The 17,335-nt window shown below is 43.8% G+C and carries 13 protein-coding genes; 6 read left to right on the forward strand and 7 right to left on the reverse strand.

Annotated features, from left to right (window positions below):
- Positions 1-44: 44 nt before the first annotated feature.
- Positions 45-2,504: an ABC transporter permease gene (locus tag ABDD94_RS07640; protein WP_345955351.1), complete on the reverse strand. Its 2,460-nt coding sequence runs from the start codon at positions 2,502-2,504 to the stop codon at positions 45-47.
- Positions 2,505-2,663: 159 nt separating this feature from the next.
- Complete coding sequence (locus ABDD94_RS07645; protein ID WP_345955352.1) at positions 2,664-3,548, reverse strand: TraB/GumN family protein; 885 nt, start codon at positions 3,546-3,548, stop codon at positions 2,664-2,666.
- A gap of 110 nt (positions 3,549-3,658) precedes the next feature.
- On the opposite strand from ABDD94_RS07645, the gene ABDD94_RS07650 reads away from it, so the two are divergent.
- The 6 genes from ABDD94_RS07650 to ABDD94_RS07675 all read left to right on the forward strand — a co-directional run bounded on the left by ABDD94_RS07650 (position 3,659) and on the right by ABDD94_RS07675 (position 12,310).
- A complete protein-coding gene (locus ABDD94_RS07650; RefSeq protein ID WP_345948228.1) occupies positions 3,659-3,931 on the forward strand; it encodes a hypothetical protein in 273 nt (90 codons plus the stop codon).
- Positions 3,928-4,689 (forward strand): MBL fold metallo-hydrolase, encoded by a 762-nt coding sequence (locus tag ABDD94_RS07655; protein WP_345955353.1) that lies wholly within the window; start codon positions 3,928-3,930, stop codon positions 4,687-4,689. The genes ABDD94_RS07650 and ABDD94_RS07655 overlap by 4 nt, the downstream gene beginning before the upstream one ends.
- A 217-nt stretch (positions 4,690-4,906) precedes the next feature.
- Entirely contained in the window at positions 4,907-6,217 is a 1,311-nt protein-coding gene (locus ABDD94_RS07660) for an NAD(P)/FAD-dependent oxidoreductase (protein WP_345955354.1), read from the forward strand.
- 237 nt (positions 6,218-6,454) lie between these two features.
- Positions 6,455-7,804, forward strand: coding sequence for a TolC family protein (locus ABDD94_RS07665; protein WP_345955355.1), 1,350 nt, complete (start codon positions 6,455-6,457; stop codon positions 7,802-7,804).
- A 25-nt stretch (positions 7,805-7,829) separates the two neighbouring features.
- Positions 7,830-11,069: an efflux RND transporter permease subunit gene (locus tag ABDD94_RS07670; protein ID WP_345955356.1), complete on the forward strand. Its 3,240-nt coding sequence runs from the start codon at positions 7,830-7,832 to the stop codon at positions 11,067-11,069.
- Positions 11,070-11,140: 71 nt separating this feature from the next.
- Positions 11,141-12,310 (forward strand): efflux RND transporter periplasmic adaptor subunit, encoded by a 1,170-nt coding sequence (locus tag ABDD94_RS07675; protein ID WP_345955357.1) that lies wholly within the window; start codon positions 11,141-11,143, stop codon positions 12,308-12,310.
- A 78-nt stretch (positions 12,311-12,388) separates the two neighbouring features.
- Here ABDD94_RS07675 and ABDD94_RS07680 read toward each other — a convergent pair whose 3' ends face one another.
- From ABDD94_RS07680 to rpsA, 5 genes are all read right to left on the reverse strand, one after another.
- Positions 12,389-12,670 (reverse strand): hypothetical protein, encoded by a 282-nt coding sequence (locus tag ABDD94_RS07680; RefSeq protein ID WP_345955358.1) that lies wholly within the window; start codon positions 12,668-12,670, stop codon positions 12,389-12,391.
- Positions 12,671-12,687: 17 nt separating this feature from the next.
- Positions 12,688-13,608, reverse strand: coding sequence for an aspartate carbamoyltransferase catalytic subunit (locus ABDD94_RS07685; RefSeq protein ID WP_345948221.1), 921 nt, complete (start codon positions 13,606-13,608; stop codon positions 12,688-12,690).
- A 105-nt stretch (positions 13,609-13,713) separates the two neighbouring features.
- Positions 13,714-14,256, reverse strand: a complete 543-nt coding sequence (pyrR, locus tag ABDD94_RS07690; protein WP_345955360.1) for a bifunctional pyr operon transcriptional regulator/uracil phosphoribosyltransferase PyrR — start codon at positions 14,254-14,256, stop codon at positions 13,714-13,716.
- Positions 14,257-14,494: 238 nt separating this feature from the next.
- Positions 14,495-15,067 carry a cupin domain-containing protein gene (locus ABDD94_RS07695; protein WP_345955361.1) on the reverse strand — a complete coding sequence of 191 codons (573 nt, stop codon included), beginning with the start codon at positions 15,065-15,067 and terminating at the stop codon, positions 14,495-14,497.
- A 160-nt stretch (positions 15,068-15,227) separates the two neighbouring features.
- The gene (gene rpsA / locus ABDD94_RS07700) at positions 15,228-17,174 is read right to left on the reverse strand and encodes a 30S ribosomal protein S1 (protein ID WP_345948219.1); all 1,947 of its coding nucleotides are present in this window, start codon (positions 17,172-17,174) and stop codon (positions 15,228-15,230) included.
- Positions 17,175-17,335: the final 161 nt, after the last annotated feature.

Consider the following 17,335-nt stretch of genomic DNA (forward strand, 5'->3'; position numbering starts at 1 on the left):
AATGGAACGGATTTATTTGCAGTTCGCTTTAATTAAATCAAATCTTACTCGCTTCTTAAGCTCTTCACAGGATTGACCATGGCGGCTTTTACGGTTTGCAGGCTCATGGTTAATAAGGCAATGCTAATAGTAACGCCTATAGTGCCCACAAACAGCCATAAGCTAAGCGAGGTGTGGTATGCAAAGCTTTGTAACCATTGGTTTAGCGCATACCAGGCAATAGGCATGGCAATTACAAAGGCCAATACAATTAGCTTCACAAAATCGAAACTTAATATGGTTACTATCTGGCTTATGGTAGCGCCCATTACCTTGCGTATGCCAATTTCTTTGGTACGCTGGCTTGTAGTATGAATAGCCAGTCCCAGTAGACCCAAACAGCTAATAAAAACCGAAAGGCCGGTGGCCCAGTTAAGCAGCCTGCCGGTATTTTGTTCGGCTTTGTAAAAATTGGCTATGGTATCATCTACAAAGTTGTATTCAAAATCTTCACCTGGATAAACCTCATTCCAGGCTTTTTCAATTTGCCTGATGGCCTTGGGCCACAATTTGCTGCCATCCGTACCAGACCGTAGGGCCATATGTACTACGCGGTTATAATTACGTTGGCCATTGGTTGCCAGTGCCAGCGGTAATATAGGGGCACGAAGCGATATCTGGTGAAAATCTTTTACTACACCCACTATCTGTAGGTGATTGCCGTTAGACTCTATATATTTTCCAACCACATTGTCGGGTTTCGAGAAGCCTAGTTCTTTGGCGTATGTTTCATTAATAACAATACCGCTGGAAGTGTCGCGCATTTGCGGGCTGCGGCCCGCTAATAGTGTAAGGCCGTAAATATTAAAAAAATTCTGATCGCCGTATTTTAAATACACAACCGTTTCGGTTTCTTTTTTGCCGTCTCTGTAGGTCATGTGGGTTGACATGGTGCTGCTTGAGGATGGCGGTTCGCTGCCTAAACTAATTTGGGAAATTTGTGGTATAGCTCTAAGTTTATTCACAAATACCTGTTCCAAATTAGTATTCATCTTGCTGTAAGGTGCTTGTACATAAAGCAAGGCATCTTTTTTAAATCCCAGATCTTTGTTGAGTAGGTAATGGATCTGGCTGCTCACTAGTAGGGTACCCATCACAAAAAATTGTGCTATTACAAACTGCGCTACGGTAAGCCCTTTGCGTAAGTAATGCTTATTGCCTTTACCGGCTGTTGCTCCCCGCTGATTTTTTATGATCTCGATAGGTTGATAGTCCGACATAACCATAGCTGGGTACAGGCCCGAAAGTAGCGTGATGATAATTATCAAAGCCACCAAAAAACCAAATACACGAGGCGTAAACATCATGGCATAAGTAACACCTGCCGGGATAAAATCACTGAAAACTTGTAACAGATACCCCGCCAATAAGGCCGACACTAATGTAGCCGCCAAGGTAAGCAACAAGGTTTCGGTCAAGAACTGACCTATGAGCTGCCGGCGGGTACCGCCTATGGTTTTACGGATGCCTATCTCCTTGGCTCGTTGTGCCGATTGTGCGGTGTTTAGGTTAATAAAGTTGATACAACCCAGTATAAGTAAGAACGCAGCTACGCCCAGTAAGCCGTACAACACTTTCTTATTGGCAATACGCTGGTCAAAGTTGTCATAGTTTGCATTAAAGTGAATATCGGCTAGGGGCTGCAAGGCAAAGGATTGGGTGCGGCTCATCTTCTTGTTTGCACTGTTCTGGTAATAAATATCGTTAACCTGTTTTTCAACCTGTTTAACAGAAGCATTTTTGCTGACCTTAATCATCAGCTGATCGCTTGATGAAGTGTTGTTCCAATCGTGGCTATAATAGTTAGGGAGCAGGTTTTTGTTATGAATTGCAGTGGCCAGGCTTATAAAATCATGAAAGGTAAAATCGGTGGTTTGCTCCAGATCTTCTACAATGCCAGATACGGTCACCTTAACGCTATCATTATAAGTGATGAGTTTGCCTATAATACTGGCATTGTTTAAATCAGGAAAGTACAGCTTTGCCCGGCTTTGGGTGAGTACAACTTTATAAGGCTGTTTAAAAGATTGATTGGCCGAACCGGCCAGCCACTTATATTTAATAAGTTTAAAGTACGATCCGTCGGTAAGTATGATTTGCTTTTGTTTTTTGAAAACAGCAGGCTGCGGCTGGCTGCCGGTGATGCTTACTTTTGTATTGTAATCATACATAAAAAAGGGGGCTGCCTGCGCTAGGCCGGTAACCTGGCTGGCTACAGCTGCTCCCAATGGTGCGGGCACGCCCGAGTTGTAGCCCTGCATCCCCTGAAAATTAAAGTTAGATACCACGCGGTAGATGCGGTCGCCGTTTAGATGCGCCTTGTCAAAATTAAAATCATACTGCACCACCAGGTAAATTACAATAGCAGCACTAATACCAATGGCCAGTCCCACTATATTTATAAGCGTAAAAACTTTGTTCTTTAAAAGGCTGCGTACAGCGGTCCTGAAGTAATTTTTAAGCATAATCTTTCCTTTAAGCAGTGCTTTATATAAATCCTGCTAACAAGATTGTGCCAGTAAGGTAAGTTCTTTACTTTTAGGATGTTATGTAAAATTTGAGGCGTTAACTGTACGTATGCGTACAGTTAACGTACGGCAGCAATACAATTACGCGGTAAACACTTAATGTGCTTTGGTAAATACAAAGGGTATACTTTTAAGCTGATACCCTTTTTTGCGCAGTAAGGCAATCAAACCTTCATCGCTACCCAGGTGGCCTGCACCTACAGCAACCATTAGGCTGCCTTTGCCAAACAAGGGAAGCATGCAGTTAATCATAACTACGTTGCGTTTAATAAGCAGGGCTTCGTTAAAGCTGGCATCTAACGGTGCATCATCGTTCATTTCTTTTAGCAGCATTTTGGTATCTTGCTTTACGTACAACTCGGTCAGCTTTTTAATCATCGCATCGGCAGATGTATAGGTTTTCAGAAAGTCTTGCATCATTTTGGCCTGGGTGGTTACTGGTATCGCATTTAATGCCTGCATTTGCTCAGCTACAGTTTCCAGTCCGCCCACTTGCGCATGCAACGTTTTTGCCTTATTGTACATTTCCATATCAATGGTAACGGCTTTGCCATTATTGAGTAGCAAGGTTGTTAAAAACAGAGGCTTTAAACGATACATAGCCGGCCCGATCATTTGCATCATGGGCGATGTTTTGGCAACCTCCTGCAGTTTATGGAGCGATGCAGAGTCCAGCAGCTTATTTAAATATTGAGTGCTATCAGTCACCATGGCATATTGCACCAACTCTATCGGATTGAGCTTGCCAAAATCGAGCTCAAAGTACACCTTTTTGGTTTGTGCCAGTTTAGCCATTACCGGCTGTGGTATACGGTAAAGGGAAGTATCGAACAAATGAATGGTACCGTAAAGGTAAGTGGGCTGTTTGATGCCCTTACCGGTGATTTGCCATAACAAGCCCTTGGTTTGCGCTTTAGCAGAACAAATACTGCCATACATAACAAACACAAGGCAGGCGGCACGCAACACAAATTTTTTCATGATACAGATATACGGTTGAATTAGGGTAAAGATGCGAAGAAAGTCATAAAGTTCTAGTCATCTTCACAAACCTTTAGCAACAAGCAATAGTTTTATTACTTTTGAAAGTAATGCTTACTGCAACCACTCATACGCTCGAAAAACTGGAGAACGTGCTCAAAAGTGCCGGCTACAAAGTGCGGTATGAAAAAGGTAACTTTAAAACCGGTGCCTGTTTACTGCAAAGTAGCCGCATGATTGTGGTGAACAAGTTTTCGAACCTGGAAAGCAAAATACAATCTGTATCCGAACTCATCAGGCAATTGGAGATTGACCCGAAAGTGCTAGACGAAAAACAGCTGACATTTTACCACCAAATTAAACAAACCGAACTGCAGCTGTGATCATTACTTTTTTAGGAACCGGAACATCACAAGGCGTACCTGTTATTGCCTGCGAGTGCGAAGTGTGCACCTCTGCTGATAAGCACGACAAGCGACTGCGCACCTCCATATTAGTGGAAGCTGAAGGTAAGGTAATTGTTATAGATAGCGGCCCGGATTTTAGGTACCAAATGCTGCGCGCCGGTGTAAAACACCTGGATGCTGTAGTGTTTACCCATGAGCACAAAGATCATACAGCCGGTTTAGATGATATACGCGCGTTTAACTACATACAGCAAACGCCTATGGACGTTTACGCAGTGCCGCGGGTGCAGGAAGCGCTAAAGCGGGAGTTTTCTTACATATTTGCTGAGTATCAGTATCCGGGTATACCCAAACTTAACCTGCATACTATAGGCTTAGATCCTTTCAAGGTAGGCCCCCTTAAGTTTACCCCTATAGAAGTGATGCATTACCGGTTGCCGGTATTGGGTTTCCGCATAGCAGATTTTACTTATATAACTGATGCTAAAACGATAACTGAAAAAGAAACGGAAAAAATCTACGGTAGTAAGACTTTGGTGGTAAACGCACTGCAAAAGGAAGCCCACATATCACATTTTACTTTAGATGAAGCTATTGCTTTTGCACAGAAAATAGGAGCTGAAACTACCTATTTTACGCACATCAGCCATCGACTTGGCAAATATGCCGATGTATCTCGAGAACTGCCCGAGAACATTAAGTTAGCCTATGATGGCCTGAAGCTGGAGTTATAGTTTGGATGAGAATTATAAGTTAAAATACGGACAGTAATGTCTGCCTCCTTCGTTCCGCTTTCGCTTGTTTTATAAGGAGTGCTTAATAGGCATTTGCCTTATGAGCGTAAAGCTGTATTAAGCACACTTCAAGATGTAGATACGCTATTTTTGCAACAACACTTTTAGCCACTAACTGCGTTAATGAATAGCAAAAGAATATTGATTTATTTTAATTATGAGCAATGCAGACGTACTCATTATCGGAGCAGGTGCGGCGGGTCTTATGGCGGCCCATACATTAGCCAAAGCTGGTAAAAAGATAATTGTATTGGAAGCCCTTAACCGTACCGGCGGACGGATACACACTGTTGACGATACCGTGTTTTTTAAACATGCCGAACTCGGCGCCGAGTTTGTACATGGTGATTTACCTGTTACCCTAAGCTTGCTTAACGAAGCAGGTATTACCTACAGGCCGGCCGGAGGCGAAATGTGGCAGTACCGCGACGGCACCTTTACCAAAAATGCCGGTATGGTTGAGGGCTGGGACCTGCTGATGGAAAAGCTTAATGCCCTGCAGGAGGATATGAACCTGGATGAATTTCTAAAGCAGTACTTTGCCGATGTTAAATTTGAAGCGTTAAAAGAATCAGTACGCAAATTTGCTGCTGGCTACGATACCAGCGATCCATCACGTGTAAGTACCTTAGCGTTGCGCAATGAGTGGAACAATGAAGACGAGGGTGCTCAACACCGTATCGATGGGGGATACTGTCATCTGATACAGTATCTTGTTAGTTCCATTAAACAAGCAGGTGGCACTTTGCTGCTGAATGCGCCGGTTGCGCGTGTGCAATGGCAATTCGGCCAGGCAACGGCTGTGACGGCCGATAACGAAAGCTTTAACGCTCCAAAAATTATTTTTGCGCTGCCTTTAGGTGTTTGGCAGGCACCTGCGGATGCAAAGGGCGCTATTACCTTTGAGCCGGCTGTACCCGATCAAATGCAGGCGTTGCGGCGGTTGGGTTTTGGCGCCATTATAAAAATATTACTGCAATTTGATGAGGCGTTTTGGGAGGATGCAGCCACCGAGGAGCTGGCTGGAAAAAGCCTTGCCAATATGGGCTTTTTGTTTTCTGATGAGGCTGTCCCAACCTGGTGGACACAAGCTCCTGAACACAGTACTTTGTTAACCGGCTGGCTTGGCGGACCAGCAGCTGCCGAATGGAAAGATAAATCAGACGAAGAAATATTGATAGAATCGCTGCAATCACTGGCACACATCTTTAACCGTAGTCCCGAAGCTTTAAGGGAAAAATTGCAAGCCTGTCATGTGGCTAACTGGACCGCCGAACCATACATATATGGCTCCTACGCTTATGACACGGTTGATACCATTAATGCATTACAAGTGTTAAATAAGCATGTTGATAATACACTATATTTTGCGGGTGAGTTTATGTACCAGGGCCCGGCAATGGGTACGGTTGAGGCGGCACTTACCAGCGGGAAATATACCGCTGAGAAAGTTTTAAAATACGGCTAGCAACGTTAACTCTTGGCTTAAATTATAAGTTTAAGATGAAAAATTTAATTGTCATGCTATCGTCTGCTACAGGCAACATTCCTTTTACAATAGAAGTTTAAACTCCTAAAGGTTTTGAATTTTTGCAATAGAGACTACATTTGCCTATCTCTATCGTAATAATCCTTTCTGATGTTTAACAGACTATTAATTTGCATCTGTTTATTTATTGTTGCGTTACTCAATACTCATTTAAGTATGGCGCAGCAAAAAGTTACTTTGAGCATGAGGGATGCCGTGCAGCTTGGCGTTGAAAATTATCCGGCTATCAAAGCCAAACAAAATCAGGTTAACTCATCTAAAGCATATCTAAAAGAAACCCGGACAGAGTATCTGCCTGATCTTAACTTTTCGGCTCAAAATGCATATGGTACTATTAATGGGCAAAATGGTCCGTTGGTAGGATATCGTGGCCTGGCAGTTTCATCATCCGGCCCTGCCTTAAATCATCAAAACTGGAATGCCGCTTTCGGTGCCCTGTATCTAACTAACGTAAACTGGGATTTTTTTGCTTTTGGCCGTGCTGCCGAGCGTATTAAAGTGCAGAAGCGTGTGGTTGATCGTGACGAGGCCGACTTAGGGCAGCAGCAGTTTCAGCATAAAATAAGGGTAGCAGCCGCCTACTTAAACGTGCTGGCTGCGCAGCGCCTTGTAAAAGTACAACAAGACAACCTGAATCGTACATTGGAAATCCGCCGCGTTATTGTAGCGCGTGTGAAAAATGGCCTAAATCCGGGTGTTGATTCATCACTGGCCAATACCGAAGTATCGAATGCTAAAATACAGCTGACTAATGCACAAACCAATGAGCAGGAACAGGTAAATCAACTGTCACAGTATTTGGGATATAACACCCCGCCGCTGGATTTTGTGCTGGACAGTACTTTCCTGGTTAAAAATCCAAGCGCCCCGGGTAAGCCGTCGCAAATCAATGAGCAAAATCATCCGGTGTTGCAATTTTATAGAAACCGTATTCAGGTGAGCGACGAGCAAGCCCGGTATCAAAAAACATTTGCCTTGCCTACATTTTCTTTTATTGGTACGTTTCAGGGTCGTGGCTCGGGCTTTACCCTGGCGCCGGCTATCAACACGCCGGTAGCCTACTCTGCCGATTATTTCAGAGGGGTTGAGCCAACCCGCTTTAATTACCTTATCGGTATAGCTACCTCCTGGAACTTTACCAGTTTGTTTCGCACCAGGTACCAGGTACAGTCGCAAAAGTTTACATCCCTGCAGTACCAGGACGAGTACGATTTGGTGAACCAGCAATTGCGCAACCAGCAGGTACTGGCCGAAACCCGCATCAGTAATGCCTTAAAGAATGCACAGGAAGCACCTGTACAAATCAGGTCGGCTAATGAGGCTTATTTGCAAAAGGTAACACTTTACCGAAACGGACTGGCAACCATTACCGATTTTCAGCAGGCACTTTACACTTTGTACAGGGCCGAAACCAACAACTATATCGCTTATAACAATGTGTGGCAAGCTTTACTGTTCAAGGCAGCCTCAACCGGCGATTTCGATTTATTCATCAATAATTTTTAAGCTATTTATCGGCTAAAACATATACATGGGACTCATAAAATTTGCACTTCGTAAACCCATAACCATACTGGTTTTAGTAGCCGGCTTGTTTTTCTTTGGGTTAAATGCTATCCGCAGTATTAAAATTGATATTTTTCCGGATCTGAACCTGCCGGTTATATACGTTTCGCATCCTTATGGTGGCTATACGCCTACGCAAATGGAATCGTATTTTGGTAAACAGTATGTTAACCTGCTGCTCTATGTATCGGGTGTAAAGAGTATCGAAACGCGTAACATTCAGGGCCTAACACTTATTAAGCTTTCTTTTTATGAAGGTACCAACATGGCACAGGCTGCTGCCGAGGTATCTGGTTATACCAACCGTGCGCAGGCCATCTTTCCACCAGGTACGCAACCTCCCTTTATTTTGCGTTTCGATGCGTCCACATTGCCAGTTGGCCAACTGGTGTTAACCAGTCCAACCCGGAGTAACAACGAATTGCTCGATCTGGCTAACGTATATGTTCGTTCTTCGTTTACCTCCGTTCCCGGATTGGTATCACCGGCGCCATTTGGTGGCAACACCCGCACGGTCGTTATCAAGGTTGAGCCTTCGCTGCTGCGCTCACACAACTTAACACCCGATCAGATTGTAACCGCCATTCGGGAGAACAATCTGAATTCGCCTGCCGGTAACGTACGCATAGGCGACCTCAATTATCTTACGCCTGCCAACACCTCCATGAAAAAAGTGGCTGATTTTGGCGATATCCCGCTGTATAAAAACGGCATTCAAACCGTGTTTTTGCATGACGTTGCCACCGTTGAAGACGGTGCAGATATTACCAGCAGCTATGCACTGGTAAACGGCAAGCGTTCGGTGTATCTGCCAATCACCAAATCTGCTGATGCCTCAACCTGGGAAGTGGTGCAGAACCTTAAGAAAGCCATCCCGCGTTTCCAAAGCCTGTTACCCGAGGATGTTAAGCTGTCTTATGTGTTCGACCAATCTACCTATGTAATCAACGCTGTAAAAAGTTTGGCCGAGGAGGGGGCCATCGGCGCTATCCTCACAGGTTTAATGGTATTGCTGTTCCTGGGCGACAGGCGAGGGGCTTTAATCGTAATTTTGACCATACCGGCTTGTATAGTATCGGGTATCCTGTTCTTATCCTTATTTAAGCAAACCATTAACATCATGACGCTGAGTGGCCTCTCGCTGGCTATCGGCATCCTGGTAGATGAATCGACCGTAACCATTGAGAATATACACCAGCACTTTGCCATGGGTAAGCCTAAGGCCCTGGCTATATGGGATGCCTGTAAGGAGATTGCTTTCCCTAAATTATTAATCCTTTTCTGTATCCTGGCTGTATTTGCGCCCGCCTTTACTATGAAGGGCATTCCGGGTGCACTGTTCTTGCCGCTGGCGCTAGCCATTGGCTTTTCCATGATCACCTCATACTTTTTAGCTCAAACCTTTGTACCTATTATGGCCAACTGGCTCATGAAGAACGACCATGAGAAAAAAGATTTTGCACGTGATGATATACAGGATGAACATGCTGCCAAAGAAGAAGCTGCAAAGCACGCCCTTGAAGATCATGGTAAGGGAGAAACCCGGTTTGACCGTTTCCGTCATCGCTTTATGGGCTGGATGGATAGCATGCTGGCTAAGCGCAAATGGATAGTAAGCATTTATGTATTGGCCGCAACCGGGCTTGCCGTATTACTATTTGTTACCATAGGCCGCGATGTTTTGCCTAAAGTTGATTCGGGCACTTTCCAGGTCAGGCTGCGTTCGCCCGATGGTACGCGGTTGGAGCGTACCGAAGCCATGACGGTGCAAGCTTTACAGATTTTACGCAAGATGGTTGGTAAAGAAAATATTGCTGTAACCTCTGCATTTGTGGGTACGCACCCATCTCAGTTTTCTACCAGTCCAATTTATTTGTTCATGGCTGGTCCGCAGGAGGCGGTTATACAGGCGGCACTGAGCGAGAAATATGATGGTAGTTTGGATGATTTGAAAGAACAATTCAGGCATGAGATTAAGAAGGCCATGCCCAATGTGCGTGTATCTTTTGAACCGATTGATTTAACGGACAAGATACTAAGCCAGGGGTCGCCAACACCGGTTGAGGTGGCTATTACCAGCAAAAACAAAAAGCAGAATGTAGTTTATGCTTACAAAATATTACGTAAGCTTAATCAAATAAAGTACATGCGCGATGTGCAGATTGGTCAATCGTTTAAGTACCCTGCTATTAATATTAATATAGACCGTACACGTGCTGCCCAGTTAGGCGTAGGCGTAAGTGATATATCGCGCTCGCTCATTGCCTCTACCTCATCATCCCGCTTTACCGAAAAGAATGTGTGGCTTGATGAAAAAGTGGGCTTAAGCTACAATGTACAGGTACAGGTGCCCGAGTACCAGATGCAAAGTGTTAACGATATTAAGGAGATACCGGTAATGGCTAACCAGCGCCGCCCGGTATTGAGCGACGTAGCCAGTATAAAAATGGATACCACTTACGGCGAAAATGATAACATCGGTGCCATACCTACCTTATCAGTAACGGCTAACCTGCATAAAAAAGATTTGGGTACTGCTATTGATGATGTAAACGAGGTAATTAAATCATTAGGTGAGTTGCCGCGGGGTTTAACCATTGAGCCACGCGGATTAGGCCAAACCCTTGGCGATACCTTGGGAAGCTTGCAAACTGGCTTGCTGGTAGCCATCATTGTTATCTTCCTCATGCTTACAGCCAACTTCCAATCTTTCAAAGTATCATTTGTGGTGCTTTCAACTGTGCCTGCGGTAATATTAGGTTCATTATTGCTGGTGTGGGCTACCGGTGCAACACTCAACCTGCAATCATACATGGGGATGATTATGGCGGTAGGGGTTGCAATATCCAACTCGGTACTATTGATCACTAATGCAGAAGAGCTGCGCATGATTAATGGCGACGCCTTAAAGTCCGCGCGTGAATCGGTAGCTTTACGCTTACGCCCAATCTTAATGACCAGCTTAGCTATGATTGTGGGTATGATACCCATGGCATCGGGCCTGGGTGAAGGGGGAGACCAAACCTCGCCGTTAGGACGCGCGGTTATTGGCGGCTTGCTGTTCTCTACATTTGCATCCTTGCTCATACTGCCGCTGGTGTTTGCCTGGGTACAGGGTAATACCACTACACAATCCGTATCATTAGATCCTGAAGACGAAGAAAGTAAATTTTTTGTACCGCTGCATCATAAGAACGAGGCGTAAGAGCAAGGAGCGAATAAAGATAATTTGAAGATATTAGGTTAAGATTAGAAATTAAGAGCTACTACATAAAGATGAAAAGTCTGAAAAGCCAGGTTACGGCTGCCATAGCATTAACAAGTTTAGCAGGTGTGTTATGCCTGAGTGCATGCCATTCTAGTAAAAAAGAAGAAGCCGCACAGGAGCAAGCACAAAGCGAACAGGATAATATTGAAGTGCCGCCTGTTGAGACCGTTGTGCTGGAAAAAAGCAAGATGGCCTCAACTTTGCAGGTACCCGGCGAACTGACACCGTACCAGCAGGTAAGCCTGTATGCTAAGATTAACAGCTATGTAAAGCAGTATCTGGTTGATGTAGGTTCGGAGGTGCGCAAGGGGCAGCTTATGATTGTTTTGGAAGCGCCTGAAATTAATTCGCAACTGGCATCTGCGCGTGCCCGCATCAAACAGCAGGAAGCTATTTACCTGGCCAGCAAAGCTACTTATGATAGACTGGCCAATACAGCTAAAACTCCCGGTACAATTGCCCAAAACGATTTAGAACAGGCTGATGCCCGCCGCAAAGCCGATTTAGCTAATGTAGAAGCAGCCAGGGCTACCTACCAGGAGACCAGTTCTAACCTGCAGTACTTGCAAATACGTGCACCTTTTGACGGAGTGGTGAGCGAGCGCAACGCCAGCATGGGGGCGTATGTAGGCCCAGGTGGCCGGGGCTCCGAAACACCGCTTTTTGTAGTGCAGCAGCAGCGAAAACTACGTTTGGTAGTATCTGTTCCGGAAGTAAACACCGGCGGACTGAGCAACCAGCAAACTGTTACTTTTACCGTACGTGCCCTGCCCGATCAGCAATTTACTGCACGCATTAAACGCCTGGCTGGCTCGCTGGACAGCCGCCTGCGCTCCGAGCGTTTGGAGATGGATGTGGAAAACCCCAAAAAGGTACTGTTGCCAGGCATGTATGCTGAAGTAAATGTGCCCATGAAATCGCATGACAGTACGTTTGTTATCCCTAAATCAGCACTGGTACAATCTACTGAGAAAGTGTTTGTGGTGCGGGTAAATAGCAACCATAAAGCCGAATGGATAGATGTGCAAAAAGGCTTACAAGGCAAGGATGGCGTTGAGGTTTACAGTAAGGCACTTCATATTGGCGATAAGCTGGTAAAAACAGCTACAGATGAAATACGCGACGGCCAGCCTGTTAAAGATACACCAGCTAAGAAAGAGCAAACAAAAGAAGATTAACCTTTAAAAGGGTTTAAATGTAAGAAGGCGGCCTCATCAGGTCGCCTTCTTACATTTTTTATGCTTGGATAAGGTGTTTTATAATTTGTCTAACCCATCGGCAAACGCTCTGGCTTCTATAGTACCCACTATATCACCGTTTATATAAATACTGATTGCCGTTTTCTTTTTGCTAAGTTGCAAGCGGCCTTTAATTAAGTGATCGTCTCCGCCGTATATAAAGTCGAGCAGGCGGTTAAGGCCCTCTTTACGGCATATCAACTCTTTGCCTTGTTGTTTGACAATTAAACGTACCCGGCTGGCTTTTTCCTTTTCAGGCTCAACCTTTAGCACATAATCATGAAGTAACCCGAAATCCATTTTGCTGTTAATTAATATTAAGCTTGCCCTGCCAGTAAATATAACACGGCCATACGTACGGCCACACCATTTTCAACCTGATCTAGTATAATAGATTGTTTACTATCGGCCACATCGCTGGTAATCTCTACGCCGCGGTTAATAGGGCCAGGGTGCATAATAATAATCTCTTTATCCAGGTTGTCCAATATCTGCTTGTTCAAGCCAAACAGCATTGTGTATTCGCGTAATGATGGGAAGTACTTAATGTCCTGACGCTCCAGCTGTATGCGCAGCATATTGGCCACGTCACACCAGTTTAAGGCTTTTATAAGGTTGTGTTCAACTTTAACGCCTAAAGAGCTGATGTACTTGGGGATAAGCGTAGTGGGGCCGCAAACCATCACCTCGGCGCCCAGTTGCTTTAAACAAAGTATGTTTGATAAGGCCACGCGTGAGTGCAGCACATCACCAACAATTACTACTTTTTTCCCGGCTACATCACCCAGTTTTTCACGTATGGAGAAAGCATCCAGCAGGGCCTGCGTAGGGTGCTCGTGCGCACCATCGCCTGCGTTCACAATCTGGGCTTTAACGTGTTTAGAAAGGAATATGCCCGCGCCGGCATAAGGATGGCGCATAACTACCATATCCACCTTCATAGCCAGTATATTGTTTACAGTGTCAATTAAGGTTTCACCTTTGCTTACCGATGATGAGGAGGCCGCAAAGTTAAGCGTATCTGCTGATAGCCTACGTTCGGCCAGTTCAAATGATAAGCGGGTACGGGTGGAGTTTTCAAAAAAGATATTGGCAATGGTTACATCCCGTAATGATGGTACTTTTTTGATCGGGCGGTTAATTACTGTTTTAAAGTTATCGGCCGTTTCGAATATTAATTCAATATCGTTGCGGTTTAAATCTTTTATGCCTAATAAGTGTCGCGTGCTCAGACCCATGTAGATTTCGGATGGCGGATGTTGGGTTTCGGAATTTATTCGCTCCGAAAACCTGATTCCAATTTCAAGTTGATTCTTTTAATTCTCTTTTCTATAAACTCTGGTTCAGACACCGTCTGACAACAGTACTACTTTATCTTCACCGTCGGTTTCTTTCCAGCTAACCACTACTTTTTGTGAGGCAATTGAATCCACCTCAATGCCAGTGTAATTGGCTGTAACCGGTAAATGGCGCGAGTACCGACGGTCAACCAGCGTTAGCAGCTCCACTTTTGCGGGGCGGCCAAAAGCCAGTAAGGCGTCCATAGCAGCCCTTATAGTGCGGCCAGTCCATAGCACGTCATCCATCAAAATAACGTTCTTGCCTTCAATAATGAAGTCAATACGGGTTTGATTAGGCACCAGGGGTGTTTCACGTCGACGAAAGTCATCACGGTAAAAAGTAATGTCGAGATCGCCCTGCAGTATAGGTTTATATAAGATCTTGCGGAGTTCTTCGGCCACACGGCGGGCTAAAAAAATGCCTCGTGGCTGTATGCCAATAATGATAGCGTCTGAAAAGTCGTTATGATTTTCGATCAACTGGCGGCAAAGGCGCTGTATGGTTATTTGAAATTTTTGACCATCAAGCAACGTCAGGTTTTGCATCGTTTCAGTAGGTTTGGGCAAAGGTATAAAAAGTTTTGTACCTGTGTTGAGTTTTGTAAAACCTATACTTATATAAATGCGGTTGCGTTTTAAAAAGCTGCAGAAGAAAAGCGAGACAAGAGCTCAAAAGAATAGATCTATGCGATCTATACAATCGCCAACGGGAGTAATTCTGAGTAAAATGCTATGACTGATGATAGCACATCCATCTCTTCAGTCATAGCATGTATAATTAAATTTAAACGGATTTCGGAACCAGCTTATAATCCCACTCGGGTTTATAACCTTTTAAGCGGCCTAGCGCTGCCAGTACTTTAAATACGCCCTTTTTTAGAAGAGTTAATTTGCCTGCCGATTTATACACTTCGCTATAATGATCCAGCATAACAGCAAATTGCAGTAAGTTAAGAGAGTCATAGTGTTCCTCATACCGGGCGTTAGCCAATGCACATACAGCCTCATAAAGTTGCTCAGTTTGCATAGCCGGTCTTACTTCCGTAATAATTTCCAGCTGTTGTTTCGTGCTGGCATTCCACCACTGATGCGCGTCACCTGGTTTTATAACCAACATTTCACCAGCATCGAAACGTACTTTTTTACCGTTAACAAGCGCCATCATGCTGCCTGATGATACGGTTATAATTTCCGTTTGAGAAGGATGAACGTGAACAAAGCCATTTTTACGGCTGCTTTCGGGGTCGGCGATACATTTGATGCGTACGTATTCACCGTCGGTATCTTTCGCGGTACGCAGAAAAACGAATGTCTTTTTGGTCAGAGGATTTGAAATTTTATCGCCTGTTCTTAACATAAATAGATGTATAAGCTGCCTGTCGGGGCATTAGTTATATGTTTCTCAAACTATTATACGTAAAACCTGATATAAATGATACACTTATTTGCAAACAAAGTAACAAAAAAAGCCCTGTGTGTTGAAACACAGGGCTTTTAAAAGAGAATTTATTTAATGCTTATTTTGAATCCTCGTTGTTGTTACGAGCTTTGTTTTCGGCACCTTCCATTTGCTCTTTCAGTTGAGCTAAAACGCTAAGGTCGCCAAGTGTTGATTTCTCAACAGATTCTTTAACTTTTTTAACCGCGCTATTAGCAGCTTTCGCTTCTTTTTTACGGTTTTCAAAGTCTTGAACTCTGGCTTCAGAGCGGATATCTTCCCAAATGCGTGAGTGAGAAATCACAATACGTTTGTTGTCTTTTCCAAACTCGATGATTTTGAATTCGGCAGTTTCTTCAGCTTTTAAAGATTTACCGTCTTCTTTCACTAAGTGTTTGGTTGGCGCAAAGCCTTCAACACCGTAAGGTAATGCTACAACAGCACCTTTATCAGTTACTTTCAATACTGTACCTTCGTGTACTGAATCAACAGTGAAGATAGTTTCGAAAGTATCCCAAGGGTTTTCTTCCAGTTGTTTGTGACCTAAGCTCAGTTTGCGGTTCTCAATATCCAGTTCTAAAACAACCACGTCTAATTTCTCGCCTACCTTAGTAAACTCGTTAGGGTGATTAACTTTTTTAGACCATGAAAGGTCAGAGATATGGATTAAGCCGTCAATGCCGTCTTCTAATTCAACAAACACACCAAAGTTAGTCATGTTTTTAACGGTGGCTACGTGCTGGGTACCAACAGCGTATTTCTCACCGGCGTTTTGCCATGGATCAGGCGTTAATTGCTTAATACCTAATGACATTTTGCGCTCTTCGCGGTCTAAAGTTAAAACCTGAGCTTCAACTTCGTCACCCACTTTCAGGAATTCCTGAGGGTTACGCAGGTTTTGTGACCATGACATTTCAGATACGTGGATCAAACCTTCAACACCTGGGGTGATTTCAAGGAATGCGCCATAATCAGCCACGGTAACAATTTTACCTTTTACATGTGAACCAATCTGGATCGATTCATCAAGGCTTTGCCAAGGGTGAGGAGTTAATTGTTTTAAGCCCAGAGCAATACGTTTTTTCTCGTCATCAAAGTCCAGAACAACAACGTTGATCTTTTGATCCAATGCCAATACTTCACGCGGATGCTCGATACGGCCCCATGATATATCGGTAATGTGCAGTAAGCCGTCAACGCCACCCAAGTCGATGAATACACCGAAATCGGTAATGTTTTTAACGGTACCTTCCAATACCTGACCTTTTTCAAGGCGTGCAACAATTTCAATTTTTTGGTTTTCTAAATCGTCCTCGATCAGCACTTTGTGCGATACCACTACGTTTTTAAACTCGTGGTTGATCTTAACAACTTTGAACTCCATAGTTTTACCCACATAGATATCGTAATCGCGGATAGGCTTGATATCAATTTGTGAACCTGGTAAAAAGGCTTCAACACCCATGATGTCTACAATCAAACCACCTTTAGTTCTGCTCTTCACAAAACCGGTAATGATTTCATCGTTAGTTAATGCATCATTAATGCGTTCCCATGATTTTTGTGTTTTAGCGCGTTTGCGTGAAAGTACCAACTGACCGTTAGCATCTTCTTGTGATTCAACAAACACGTCAACAGTGTCACCGATTTTCAGATCAGGTGTATCACGGAATTCTGACAATGATACCATACCATCAGATTTAAAACCGATGTTCAATACCACGTCTTTGTTATTGATGTTTACAACAGTACCGGTGATGATTTCGCCCTGGTTAATTGAGTTGAAAGTACCATCGTACATTTGCTCAAATTTTTGACGGTCAGCATCGCTGTAGTTGCCAAATTTTTTATCATCAGCGTCCCAATCAAAGTCGTTGTTGCTTGCTGTGATTTTTGATTTGATTTCATCAATAGAAATTGAATCAGCTTCTGACTCAATGTTTTCTTTTTCCTTTGCAGACGTAACTGTTTCCAGCTCAGCCTGCTTAGACTGTAATTCTTTTTCTGCTTCTTGTTTTTTTGCCATTAAATAAATTGTCTCCTTTTCCCAATTAATTGGGACTGCAAAGGTAAGGATAATATTTTCGTAAATAAAAATAAATTGAAACGAAAATATAATGTTAAATGCTGATTGTTAAGCGAATGTGATTAGCAAGTGTAAAAATACGGCGATGCAGATGCATAAAG

This window comes from Mucilaginibacter sp. PAMB04168, assembly GCF_039634365.2.
GTDB lineage: Bacteria > Bacteroidota > Bacteroidia > Sphingobacteriales > Sphingobacteriaceae > Mucilaginibacter.